At 72.2% G+C, this 12,062-nt stretch carries 12 protein-coding genes and 2 riboswitches; of the genes, 9 read left to right on the forward strand and 3 right to left on the reverse strand.

The window, feature by feature from the left end; all coding sequences use genetic code 11:
• Nucleotides 1–4 precede the first annotated feature (4 nt).
• The 7 genes from BMW85_RS23185 (at nucleotide 5) to BMW85_RS23215 (ending at nucleotide 9,448) form a co-directional block, all read left to right on the forward strand.
• Nucleotides 5–2,509 (forward strand): mannose-1-phosphate guanyltransferase, encoded by a 2,505-nt coding sequence (locus BMW85_RS23185; RefSeq protein WP_091084891.1) that lies wholly within the window; start codon nucleotides 5–7, stop codon nucleotides 2,507–2,509.
• Between the two features lie 292 nt (nucleotides 2,510–2,801).
• On the forward strand, nucleotides 2,802–3,314 hold the full coding sequence (locus BMW85_RS23190; RefSeq protein ID WP_091084893.1) for a double zinc ribbon and FHA domain-containing protein: 513 nt from the start codon (nucleotides 2,802–2,804) through the stop codon (nucleotides 3,312–3,314).
• Nucleotides 3,311–3,964: a transcriptional regulator FtsR gene (gene ftsR / locus BMW85_RS23195; protein ID WP_177240831.1), complete on the forward strand. Its 654-nt coding sequence runs from the start codon at nucleotides 3,311–3,313 to the stop codon at nucleotides 3,962–3,964. Before BMW85_RS23190 ends, ftsR begins: the two co-directional genes overlap by 4 nt.
• A gap of 130 nt (nucleotides 3,965–4,094) precedes the next feature.
• Nucleotides 4,095–4,565, forward strand: a complete 471-nt coding sequence (locus BMW85_RS23200) for a bifunctional nuclease family protein (RefSeq protein WP_020539830.1) — start codon at nucleotides 4,095–4,097, stop codon at nucleotides 4,563–4,565.
• Between the two features lie 147 nt (nucleotides 4,566–4,712).
• A complete protein-coding gene (locus tag BMW85_RS23205) occupies nucleotides 4,713–5,333 on the forward strand; it encodes a MerR family transcriptional regulator (RefSeq protein ID WP_091084899.1) in 621 nt (206 codons plus the stop codon).
• A gap of 49 nt (nucleotides 5,334–5,382) precedes the next feature.
• A riboswitch (glycine riboswitch) is annotated at nucleotides 5,383–5,482 on the forward strand.
• Nucleotides 5,483–5,596: riboswitch (glycine riboswitch) on the forward strand.
• A 56-nt stretch (nucleotides 5,597–5,652) separates the two neighbouring features.
• Complete coding sequence (gene gcvP, locus BMW85_RS23210) at nucleotides 5,653–8,535, forward strand: aminomethyl-transferring glycine dehydrogenase (RefSeq protein WP_218155892.1); 2,883 nt, start codon at nucleotides 5,653–5,655, stop codon at nucleotides 8,533–8,535.
• Between the two features lie 112 nt (nucleotides 8,536–8,647).
• Nucleotides 8,648–9,448, forward strand: a complete 801-nt coding sequence (locus tag BMW85_RS23215; protein ID WP_091084901.1) for a tetratricopeptide repeat protein — start codon at nucleotides 8,648–8,650, stop codon at nucleotides 9,446–9,448.
• Between the two features lie 22 nt (nucleotides 9,449–9,470).
• Here BMW85_RS23215 and BMW85_RS23220 read toward each other — a convergent pair whose 3' ends face one another.
• Nucleotides 9,471–9,842: a hypothetical protein gene (locus tag BMW85_RS23220; protein ID WP_091084903.1), complete on the reverse strand. Its 372-nt coding sequence runs from the start codon at nucleotides 9,840–9,842 to the stop codon at nucleotides 9,471–9,473.
• 82 nt (nucleotides 9,843–9,924) lie between these two features.
• Between BMW85_RS23220 and BMW85_RS23225 the strand changes: the two genes are divergently transcribed.
• A complete protein-coding gene (locus BMW85_RS23225; protein WP_091084906.1) occupies nucleotides 9,925–10,545 on the forward strand; it encodes an alpha/beta hydrolase family protein in 621 nt (206 codons plus the stop codon).
• 9 nt (nucleotides 10,546–10,554) lie between these two features.
• On the opposite strand, the gene BMW85_RS23230 is transcribed toward BMW85_RS23225, so the two are convergent.
• Nucleotides 10,555–10,740, reverse strand: a complete 186-nt coding sequence (locus tag BMW85_RS23230; protein ID WP_091084907.1) for a DUF5999 family protein — start codon at nucleotides 10,738–10,740, stop codon at nucleotides 10,555–10,557.
• Nucleotides 10,741–10,896: 156 nt separating this feature from the next.
• Nucleotides 10,897–11,457 carry a TetR/AcrR family transcriptional regulator gene (locus BMW85_RS23235; RefSeq protein ID WP_177240832.1) on the reverse strand — a complete coding sequence of 187 codons (561 nt, stop codon included), beginning with the start codon at nucleotides 11,455–11,457 and terminating at the stop codon, nucleotides 10,897–10,899.
• A gap of 114 nt (nucleotides 11,458–11,571) precedes the next feature.
• On the opposite strand from BMW85_RS23235, the gene BMW85_RS23240 reads away from it, so the two are divergent.
• Entirely contained in the window at nucleotides 11,572–11,970 is a 399-nt protein-coding gene (locus BMW85_RS23240) for a hypothetical protein (RefSeq protein ID WP_177240833.1), read from the forward strand.
• The last annotated feature ends 92 nt before the right edge of the window (nucleotides 11,971–12,062 follow it).

Here is a 12,062-nt window from a genome sequence, read left to right on the forward strand (position 1 = left end):
GCGGGTGAAGGCGGTCGTCATGGCGGGCGGGGAGGGCACGCGGCTGCGGCCGATGACCGCCAACCAGCCCAAACCCCTCCTGCCGGTGGTCAACCGCCCGATCATGGAGCACGTCCTGCGCCTGCTCAAACGGCACGGCATCACCGAGACCGTGGTGACCGTGCAGTTCCTGGCGGCGCTGGTGCGCAACTACTTCGGCGACGGCGACGAGCTGGGCATGCACCTCGAGTACGCCACCGAGGACGTCCCCCTCGGCACCGCCGGCAGCGTCAAGAACGCCGCCGACCGCCTGCGCGACGACCGGTTCCTGGTGATCTCCGGAGACGCCCTCACGGACATCGATTTATCGGAAATGATCCGTTTCCATCGGGAAAATTCGGCACTTGTCACCATCGGACTCAAGCGCGTGCCCAACCCCCTCGAATTCGGGATCATCATCGTCGACGAGGGCGGGCGCGTGCAGCGCTTCCTGGAGAAGCCCACCTGGGGCCAGGTCTTCTCCGACACGGTCAACACCGGCATCTATGTCATGGAGCCCGAGATCCTCGACGCCGTCGCCACCGGCGAGCCCGTCGACTGGTCCGGCGACGTCTTCCCCGCCCTGCTGGAGCGCGGCGCCGCCATCTACGGCCACGTCGCCGGCGGCTACTGGGAGGACGTCGGCACCCACGACAGCTATCTCAAGGCCCAGGCCGACGCCCTGTCCGGCAGGGTCGAGCTGGACCTCGGCGGCTTCGAGCTCTCGCCCGGCGTCTGGGTCGCCGAGTCGGCCTCGGTGGATCCCGACGCCGTGCTCAAGGGCCCGCTGCTCATCGGCGACTACGCCAAGGTCGAGGCGGGCGCCGAGCTGCGCGAGTACACCGTGCTCGGCAGCAACGTCGTGGTGCGCGAAGGCGCCTTCCTGCACCGCGCGATCGTGCACGACAACGTCTACCTGGGCCCCGGCGCCCACTTACGCGGCTGCGTCGTCGGCAAGAGCACCGACGTCATGACCGGCGCCCGCATCGAGGAGAACGCGGTCATCGGTGACGAGTGCGTCATCGAGTCCGAGGCGTACGTCTCCAGCGGCGTCAAGGTCTACCCGTTCAAGACCATCGAGGCCGGCGCGGTCGTCAACACCAGCGTCATCTGGGAGTCGCGGGGCCAGCGCAGCCTGTTCGGCCCCCGGGGCGTGAGCGGCCTGGTCAACGTCGAGATCACCGCCGAGCTGTGCGTCCGCCTGGCCAGCGCCTACGCCACCACACTGAAGAAGGGCGAGTACGTCGTCACCTCCCGCGACTGCTCACTCGCCGCCCGCGCGCTCAAGCGGGCGGTCAACGGCGCGCTCACCGCCGGGGCGATCAACGTTCTCGACCTGGAGGCGGCCCCGCTGCCGGTGGCCCGTTTCCACACCGGCAGGGAGGGCGCCGCCGGCGGCATCGCGCTGCGCACCACCCCCGGCGACCCGCAGAGCGTGGACATCGTCCTCATGGACGCCCGCGGCGCCGACCTCGCCCCCGGCGCGCAGCGCAAGCTGGAGCGGGTCTTCTCCCGCCAGGAGTTCCGCCGCGCCTTCCCCGGCGAGATCGCCGAGCTGACCCATCCGTCCCGCGCGATCGAGGACTACACCCACGAGCTGCTGCGCCACGTCGGCGTCGGCGACGTACGCGACATGAAGGTCGTCGTGGACTGCGCGGGCGGCACCTCCTCGCTGGTGCTGCCCACCCTGCTCGGCCGGGTCGGCGTGGACGTGCTCACTGTCAACGCCCGCCTCGACGACGTCTCGCCCACCGAGACGCTGGCCGAGCGCCGCCGCGACCTGCAACGGCTGTCGGAGCTGGTCAGCTCCTCGCGGGCGGCCTTCGGCGTGCGCTTCGACCCGGTCGGTGAGCGCATCGCCCTGGTGGACGAGATGGGCCAGCTCATCGACGAGGAACGCGCCCTGCTCGTCGTGCTCGACCTGGTCGCCGCCGAGCGCAGGGGCGGCCGGGTGGCGCTGCCGGTCACCACCACCCGGGTCGCCGAGCAGGTGTGCCGCTTCCACGGCGTGCAGGTGCAGTGGACCTCCACCGCGCTGGACGCGCTCACCGCGGCCGTCGCGGGCCCCGACATGATCTTCGCGGCGGACGGGCGCGGCGGGTTCGTGGTGCCGGAGTTCAGCCCGGCCATCGACGGGCTGGCCGCGTTCATGCGCCTGCTCGGGCTGGTCGCCCGCACCCGGCTCTCGCTCAGCCAGATCGACGCGAGGATCCCCGAGGTCAAGCTGCTGCGCCGGACGGTGCCGACGCCGTGGGCGGCCAAGGGCGCGGTCATGCGCTCGGTCATCGAGGCCGCCGAGGCCGAGCCCGCGGGCTACCGCGTGGACACCACCGACGGGGTGCGGGTGGCCCGCGACGACGGGAGCTGGGTGCTGGTGCTGCCCGCCGCCACCGAGCCCGTCACCGACCTGTGGGCCGAGGCGGCCGACATGGACGGCGCCCAGGCGCTCCTGGAGCGCTGGGCGCGGGTGGTCGAGCAGGCCGCCGGCTGACCCGGCGTCCGGAGATGTCACGGAGAGTGAACGGCGCGAAAGTGGCAGAAACCACGCTTGCCAGATGCGCGCCGGCCGCCGCAAGATCGTAATGTAGAAACGCGCGGCGGCATGGACCACGGGGCGGAAGCGGCGGTAACTTTGTCTGCGTCCAAACCACCGTCCAGCGCCCCGAGTTGACCTTTGCCGCTGATCAGCGTATGTTGCGGCATTCGCAAACTTGAAGAAAGCGAAGCGAGGCGCGTCCTGAGCACCGTCGCCGCGTCTTCGCGGTAGGAGGCCGAGCCGATCGATGCCGAGCGTCTACTGCACGCAGTGCGGGCACGCCAACCCCGAGGATGCCCGTTTCTGTTCCCGCTGCGGGTCACCGCTGACCAGACACGAGGTCGCCGGGGACACCACTTCGACGATCTCCGTGGCGGGAATCGAGGCGTACGAGGCTGAGACAGGCGACATGCTCCTGCAGGAGCGGGCGCTGGTGGAGCAGCTCCCGCCCGGCACGGCGTTGCTCACGGTGACCAGGGGCCCCAACCAGGGCAGCCGCTTCCGGCTGGACAAGGACCTCACCACGACCGGGCGCCACCCGGAGAGCGACATCTTCCTCGACGACATCACCGTCTCGCGCCGCCACGTGGAGTTCTACCGCCACCGTGGCGGCCAGTTCTCCGTCCGCGACGTGGGCAGCCTCAACGGCACCTACGTCAACCGCGAGCGGATCGAGGAGGTTCCGCTGCACTCCGGCGACGAGGTGCAGATCGGCAAGTTCCGCCTGGTCTTCCTCATGCGAGGCAACCACAGCGCATGACTTCCCAGGCGGCCCGCTCGCACATGAGCATCGGGGAGGTTCTCGCCCTGCTGCAGGGCGAGTTTCCCGATGTGACGATCTCCAAGATCAGGTTCTTGGAGGGCGAAGGGCTCATCGAGCCCGAGCGCAGCCCCTCCGGCTATCGCAAGTTCACGCACCTGCACGTCGAGCAGCTCCGCTTCATCCTCACCGAGCAGCGCGACCACTATCTGCCGCTGCGGGTCATCAAGGACCGCATGGCCGAGAGCTTCGGCCGCCCCCGGGCCCTGCCCGACAAGCAGGAGGTCAGGCTCGACCGCGCGGAGCTGCTGGAGGCCGCCGGCATCGACGAGGAGACCCTCGCCGAGTGCGAGGACTACGGCCTGCTGGCCCCGGTGGCCCGCCGCTACGACGAGGAGGCGCTCAAGATCGCCCGCACCGTCGGCGCGCTGGCCCGTTTCGGCCTCGGCGCCCGGCACCTGCGCGCGGTCAAGGCCGCCGCCGAGCGCGAGTGCGGCCTGGTCGAGCAGAGCGTCGCGCCGGTGCTGAAACGCCGCGCCCCGGGCGCCATCGGCGAGGCCGAGGAGACCGCTCGGGAGCTGTCCAGCCTCCTGCTCGACCTGCACGCGTCGTTGGTCCGCACAGGGGTACGTTCGGTCCTGGGGCGCTGAGGAGACCCCGGCTGGTGCCCGGGGAGCAATCGGGGCCTTCCGGGTGTTACGTTGAAATGAAGTAGCCAGTCAGCAGAAGCGACGAACCAAGAGCTGTGCCGGGTCACCGGTCAGGAATACGGAGCAGCCCGTGTTGCAGATGGAGGTCGTGGGCGTAAGAGTTGAAATGCCCACAAATCAACCGATCGTCTTGCTCAAGGAGGCACACGGGGAGCGGTTCCTTCCTATCTGGATCGGGATGACCGAGGCGACGGCCATCGCCCTCGCCCAGGCGGAGGAGCCTCCGCCGCGGCCGCTCACCCATGACCTGTTCCGCGACGTGCTGAGCGCGCTGGGCGTCGGCCTGCGCGCGGTCAACATCGTCGCGCTGCGCGACGGCATCTTCTTCGCCGACCTGGTGTTCTCCAACGGCGTCGAGGTGAGCGCGCGGCCCTCCGACTCCATCGCGCTCGCCCTGCGCACCGGAGCGCGCATCTTCGCCAGCGAGGAGGTGGTCCAGGAGGCCGGCGTGGTCATCCCGGACGACCAGGAGGACGAGGTGGAGAAGTTCAGGGAGTTCCTTGACACGATCACTCCCGAGGACTTCGGCAGGGCGGGGTAGGTATTTCGGTGCATTTACGCTTCACGACGCGCCGAGCCGGATCGTTGACTGAGCATGGTGACGGTCCTACGGTGCAAGTGAAACCCGCGGTCGCCTTATATGAACCCCCAGATCAGGCCGTGGGATGAGAGAAAGCCGGAGGTCCGCGTGGCGGTCAGCAGCGGCGAGGGAAAGACGGCCGGCCAGGAAGATCCGGTGCGGCGCGAGGACGCGCGGCAGCGTGCCGGGGAGCAGGGTCTGCTCTTCGACGAGCGTCCGGCGGCGCTGCCGGACGACATCGGCTACCGCGGGCCCACCGCCTGCGCGGCGGCCGGCATCACCTACAGGCAGCTCGACTACTGGGCACGCACGGGCCTGGTGGAGCCGACCATCCGGGCCGCGCACGGCTCGGGCTCCCAGCGGCTCTACAGCTTCCGCGACATCCTGGTGCTCAAGGTCGTCAAGCGGCTCCTCGACACCGGGGTGTCGCTGCAGCAGATCCGCACGGCCGTGCAGCACCTGCGCAACCGCGGGGTCGCCGACCTCGCGCAGATCACGCTCATGAGCGACGGCGTCAGCGTCTACGAGTGCACCTCGGCCGACGAGGTGATCGACCTGCTCCAGGGCGGCCAGGGCGTGTTCGGCATCGCGCTCGGCCGGGTCTGGCGAGAGGTCGAGGGAAGCCTCGCGGAGCTGCCGGGGGAACGCGCGGCGGTCGAGGACAACGTCCCGGCCGACCACCCCGCTGACGAGCTCGCCCAGCGCCGCCGTGCCCGGCGCCTGGGGTAGTAATTCGCCCGTAACGTCCAGAGTAGTAACCTAGGACAGGCAAGGCTGACGACCCCGTGCGGGAGAGTCCCCGGCACCATCTGGTCCCGGGGCGCCGAAGGAGCAACCCTCCCCGGAATCTCTCAGGCAACCTGTACCGCTCGGGCGAGGCAACTCTGGAAAGCAGGCACGCCCGCCAGGCGCGCCTCACCGACGGTGCAAGCCTCCGTAGCGAGGCGAAGCTCTCAGGTCGCGGTGACGCCCGCGCTGACAGAGGGGGAGATCCGGCATCCGCCCGCGCCCCGGCGCCGGTCTCCATAAGCCTCGGGAGGCACCTTCCATGACCGCCCTGTCAGAGTCCCTGCCGGCATCCCCGCCGCCGTCCGCGCCCACGTCCCTGTCCGAGCCGCCGTTCGCAGGCCGCCACATCGGCCCGTCCGAGGCCGACCAGCAGCGCATGCTGGAGACCGTCGGCTTCGAGTCCGTCGCCGACCTGGTGGCCGTGGCGGTCCCCGAGGCCATCCGGGCCAAGGACAGGCTCACGCTCCCCGCCGCCGCCCGCGAGAGCGAGGCGATCGCCGAGCTGCGCGCCCTGGCCGGCCGCAACCGGGTGCTCACCTCCATGATCGGCCTCGGCTACCACGACACGATCACGCCCGCGGTCATCCGCCGCAACCTGCTGGAGAACCCGGGCTGGTACACCGCGTACACGCCGTACCAGCCGGAGATCTCGCAGGGGCGGCTGGAGGCGCTGCTCAACTTCCAGACGGTCGTCTCCGACCTGACCGGCCTGCCCGTCGCGGGTGCGTCCCTGCTGGACGAGGCCACCGCCGCCGCCGAGGCCATGACCCTCGCCCGGCGCGCCGGCCGCTCCAAGAGCAACGTGTTCGTGGTCGACGCCGACGCCCTGCCGCAGACCAAGCGGGTGCTCGCCACCCGCGCCGAGCCGCTCGGCATCGAGCTCGCCGAGCACCCGCTCGACGGCAGCGCGCTGCCCGAGTGCTTCGGCGTGCTCGTCCAGTACCCCGGCGCCTCCGGGCGGCTGCGCGACTTCCGCGCCGTGGCCGCCGCCGCGCACGAGGCCGGGGCGCTCGTCGTGGCCGCCGCCGACCTGCTCGCGCTCACCCTCGTGGCCGCGCCCGGCGAGCTGGGCGCCGACATCGCGATCGGCTCCTCCCAGCGCTTCGGCGTGCCGTTCGGGTTCGGCGGACCGCACGCCGCCTACATGTCCGTACGCGAGGGCCTGCAGCGCCAGCTCCCCGGCCGCCTGGTCGGCGTGTCCGTGGACGCCGACGGCGACCCCGCCTACCGGCTCGCCCTGCAGACCCGCGAGCAGCACATCCGCCGCGAGAAGGCCACCAGCAACATCTGCACCGCGCAGGTGCTGCTCGCCGTCATCGCCGGCATGTACGCCGTCTACCACGGCCCCGAAGGGCTGCGCCGCATCGCGCTGCGCGCCCACCGGCACGCCGCCGCCCTCGCCGGGAGCCTGCGCGCGGGCGGGCTGGAGGTCGTGCACGAGGCGTTCTTCGACACCGTCCTCGTCCGGGTGCCCGGCCGGGCCGCCGAGGTGGTCGCCGCCGCCGCCGAGCGCGGCGTCAACCTGTGGCGGGCCGACGACGACCACGTCTCGGTCGCCTGCGACGAGAAGACGGGCACGGCCGAGCTGCGCGCCGTGCAGGCCGCGTTCGGCGTGCCCGAGCGGGACGTCGACGTCGAGTCCACCGCCGACGCGCTGCCCGCCGAGCTGCTGCGCGAGTCCGGCTACCTCACCCACCCGGTCTTCCACGACCACCGCTCCGAGACCGCGATGCTGCGCTACCTGCGCCGGCTCCAGGACAAGGACATCGCGCTCGACCGGTCGATGATCCCGCTCGGCTCCTGCACGATGAAGCTCAACGCCAGCACCGAGATGGAGCCCATCACCTGGCCGGAGTTCGCGGGCGTGCACCCGTACGCGCCGGTCGAGCAGGCCGAGGGCTACCTGGAGCTGATCGGCACGCTGGAGCGCTGGCTCGCCGAGGTCACCGGCTACGACGCGGTCTCCTTGCAGCCCAACGCCGGCTCGCAGGGCGAGTTCGCCGGCCTGCTGGCCATCCGCGCCTACCACCGGGCGAGCGGTCAGGACGGCCGCGACGTCTGCCTCATCCCGTCCTCGGCGCACGGCACCAACGCCGCCAGCGCCGTCATGGCCGGCATGCGGGTCGTGGTCGTCGCCTGCGACGCCGACGGCAACGTGGACCTCGCCGACCTCGACGCCAAGATCGCCAAGCACCGCGACGCGCTCGCCGCGATCATGGTCACCTACCCGTCCACCCACGGCGTGTACGAGGAGAGCATCACCGAGGTCTGCGCCAAGGTGCACGAGGCCGGCGGCCAGGTCTACGTGGACGGCGCCAACCTTAACGCCCTGGTCGGGCTGGCCAAGCCGGGCGAGTTCGGGGCCGACGTGTCCCACCTCAACCTGCACAAGACGTTCTGCATCCCGCACGGCGGCGGCGGCCCCGGCGTCGGCCCCGTCGCGGTCCGCGGCCACCTGGCCGCCTACCTGCCCGGCCACCCGCTGAAGGACGGCTCCCTGGTCGGGCCGGTCTCGGCCGCCCCGCACGGCTCGGCCGGCATCCTGCCGATCTCGTGGGCGTACATCAGGATGATGGGCGCCGACGGCCTCACCGCCGCCACCGAGCAGGCCATCCTGTCGGCCAACTACCTGGCCAGGCGGCTGGCCCCGCACTACCCGGTGCTCTACACCGGGCGCGGCGGGCTGGTCGCGCACGAGTGCATCGTCGACCTGCGGCAGATCACCAAGGAGACCGGCGTCACCGTGGACGACGTGGCCAAGCGCCTCATCGACTACGGCTTCCACGCGCCGACCATGTCGTTCCCGGTGTCCGGGACGCTCATGATCGAGCCCACCGAGAGCGAGGACCTCGGCGAGCTCGACCGGTTCGCCGACGCCATGATCGCCATCCGCGAGGAGATCGCCAAGGTGGCGTCGGGGGCGTACGACCCGGTCGACAACCCGCTGCGCAACGCCCCGCACACGGCCGAGTCGGTCACCGCCGACGAGTGGCCGCACCCCTACACCCGGAGCGAGGCCGCCTACCCGGTCGCGTCGCTGCGCGAGAGCAAGTACTGGGTGCCGGTGCGCCGCATCGACCAGGCCTACGGCGACCGCAACCTGGTCTGCTCGTGCCCTCCGCTGGAGGCGTACGAGGACTGAGCGGATCGCGGGGCGGGGAACCAGTCCGGCATCGTCAAGTGGGCAGACATGATCGCCGGAAGTGGTTAGGCTTCGGTGCGACCCAGGCCAAGCGGCGCCGTAAGGAGCTCTCTTGACGTCATCGGAGCTGGAGACCCCGCCCCTCGACACCGCCCGCAGGCTCGCCGAGAGCGGTGACCTCGACGGCGCCGCGGCGATCCTGCGGCGGCTCGTCGCCGACCCCGACGGGCCCGACCGCGCGCAGGCCGCCGTCGGGCTCGCCGTGGTGCTGGAGGAGCGCGGCGAGGTCGAGGCGGCCCGCGCGGCCGCCCGCACCGCCCTGGCCACCAACCACCCCGAGTACGCCGCCCAGGCCGCCTGCCACCTGGCGCAGGGCTTCGAGCGCGAGGGGCGCACCGAGCAGGCCAGAGCCGCCTGGCAGGCCGTGCTGGGCGTCGGCACCCCCGCCTACCTCTCGCACGCCCACCTGGCGCTGGCCCGGCTGGCCGAGACCCTGGGTGAGGCCGAGAAGGAGCTGCGCGAGGCCACGTCGTCGGGCGTGGCGGCCGGCGACGAGCAGGTGGCGGCGCTGGCGGCGCGGGAGCTCGCCGACCTGCTGCTGGAGCACGGCGAGCCGGGCTCGGCCGCCGACGTGCTCATCGAGGCCCTGGGCATCGCCCCCGAGTCCGAGGTGCCGGGGCTGCGGGTGCGGCTCGGCATCGCGCACTTGGAGCTGGCCTGCGCCGAGTTCGCCGAGACCGTGGAGGGCGGGGCCGACGTCCCGACCAGCGCCCTGGCCATCGAGCTGCTGGCCCGTACGCTGCCGCTGCGCGGCCGGCCGGAGGACGCCGACCAGGTGTGGTCCTACGGGCTGGGGCACGCCGACGAGGCGCTGGCCGCCGAGGTGCGCCTGCGCTACGAGCGCGGGTTTTGACCCACGCCTGCCCGGCCGGGGGTCAGCCCCGGCGCATGACGGCCGACGCGGCGGCCACGTTGATGACGACGATGGCGATCCAGGTGATGGCGAGCCCCAGCAGGCCCGCCTGGCCGGCCGCGATCGCGGTCAGCGGGACGCCGATGCCGAGCGAGCCCAGCACGATCGGGGTCATCGTGGAGGCCGGGCTCTTGGCCTTGGGGCGGGGGCCGGCTCCGTACGCGGCCGTTTCGGCTCCCTGCGCGGCCAGCTCGGCCCGCACCCGCCCGGCGATCGTCTCGTCGAGGCGGTCCGCGAAGGACTCCACGAGCGCCTTCTCGTAGTCGGGGCCGAGGTCGCGACGGGCGTCGAGCGTGGCCTTGAGGTCCTCACGGAGTGGACGTTCGAGGTGCATGAAGACATCATGCTCTACTCGCGGCACGCCCGTCATCAGCCCTGAGAGCCACCGCCGGATCGTCCGAAGGTACGGTTCTGCCATGGAGATCACGACCCCGCGCGGGCCGGCGCGGGTGGACCTGGAGGAGCCGGCCGACCCTCGGCTGCTGCTCGTCCTCACCCACGGCTCCGCCGGGGGAGTGGACGCCCCCGACCTGCTGGCCGTGCGCGACGCCGCGCTCGCGGCGGGGTTCGGGGTGGCCAGGGTGACGCAGGCGTTCCGGCTGGCGGGGGCGCGGGCCCCCGGCTCGCCGGCCCGTCAGGACGAGGCGTGGGAGACCGTCCTCGCGGAGCTGCGGGCGCACCGGCCCGGCCTGCCCCTCGTGCAGGGCGGGCGGAGCAACGGGGCACGGGTGGCCTGCCGTACGGCGGCGGCGGTGGGCGCGGCGGCGGTCGTGGCGCTGGCCTTCCCCCTGCACCCGCCGGGCCGGCCCGACAGGTCCAGGGCCGGCGAGCTGCGCGGTGCGGGGGTGGACGTGCTGGTCGTCAACGGCGACCGCGACCCGTTCGGCGTCCCGGACGCCGCGGACGCGGCGCGGCTGGTGGTGCTGCCCGGTGAGGGGCACGATCTCAAACGGGATCCCGCCCGGGTCGGCGGGATCGTGGCGGAGTGGCTGGGCCACTACGCGCTGGCTGATCGGCGGAGCGGGGAGCCCTCCTAGCCCGCGGGCTCAGACGCCCACCGGCCGGTGCGGCTCGATGGAGGCGCCGCTCGGCAGGAGCTCCCCGGTGTCCTCGAACAGGACCACGCCGTTGCAGAGCAGGCTCCACCCCTGCTCGGGATGGCAGGCGAGGGTACGTGCCGCCTCGCGGTCGGGCGCCTCTGCATCCGGACAGGCCGGGACGTGCGGGCACATCGGCGTGCCTCCGATATCTCGTGGAATGCTCCCGTTGTGAGGGGCGGGAGCGGCTCGGGTTGTTCTCTTGGCAAGGGTGCGATGCCGTCACCGTGACGTGTGACCTTCGACACAGGGTGCCTTATGCAGGATAACGGGCCAAGCACGACACGCGCATCACGTTTGCAAACCCTTGAGAAGAGCGTCGAGTCCGCGCTCGAAGTCCGCATCGGCCCGTTCGTCCCGCCGTATCCATTCGTCGACCTCTGGGTCGGCCCAGCCGGACCGCTGGACCTCGACGGCCACGCTGCCGTACACGAACGCGCGTAGCGTCCGCACCGCGTCGGGGGCGTCGTCGAGGCCGCCGTCGGCCAACTGCTCGGTCTGCTCGCCCAGGGCGATGAGCGTGGTGCCCTTGGGCGGCTTGGTGAGCGCCAGCGCCAGCACGCCGGGATGCTCGCGCAGCAGCTCCCGCTCCGCCCGGCACCACGCCTTGGCCGTCTCCTGCCAGGTGGGGCGCTGCTCGACGTGGACGGTGGTCACGTGCTCGGCCAGGGCGTCCATCAGCGCCTCCTTGCCCCGGGGCAGGTGGTGGTAGATGGCCATGGCCTCGACCTGCAGCGCGTCGCCGAGCCGGCGCATGGTGAGCCGGCGCAGCCCCTGGCTGTCGGCGATGTGCAGCGCGGCCTCGATGATCCGCTCGCGGGAGAGGGGGATCGGTGGTCTCTTGGCGGGCATGAAGATCATCTTACTTCGTAAAGGGCGCGGCGGCGGGGTGATTCCCGCATGTGTCGCGAGGAGGCGTACTCTTGGGCCTGGCATGACTTATCGGCTGGTGAAGGGGCAGGGTCCATGGCGTTTTTCCGTCCTCGGGTGAGCCGGGAGGCCGAGGTCCGCTACCACGCGGACCGCGAGATCTCCAGGAGCTATCCCGAGCTGCTGGAGCGGGCCAGGCAGGCCGAGAGCACGTTGCGGGAGCTGCGGGCCGCGGCGGCCGACGAGGTCGAGCTGCTGGCCGCGGGCCGGGCGTTCGACCAGGCGCTGACCGAGGCGCTGCGGGCCGCCGAGGCGGGCCAGCGGGCCACCTTCGGGGTCAAGTCCTACGACGACCGCATCGCGCGCCGCAAGGCCAAGGCGACGCCGCGCGGGCGCGAGTGGACGGCCGAGGTCGACCGGCTGCGCACCCTGCGCGAGGAAAACCGCATGTGGGGCATCCCGCGCGTCCCGCGCCCGGTCCCCGCGACCGCCTAGCGGCCCCGCCGCGTCGGTGCACGACATGCGGAAGCCCCGGCGCGTCTCCTGGTGAGGCGCGCCGGGGCTTCCGGCATGTTCAGGCGGTCCGG

It is taken from the genome of Nonomuraea wenchangensis (assembly GCF_900111685.1).
GTDB classification, from domain to species: Bacteria; Actinomycetota; Actinomycetes; order Streptosporangiales; family Streptosporangiaceae; genus Nonomuraea; species Nonomuraea wenchangensis.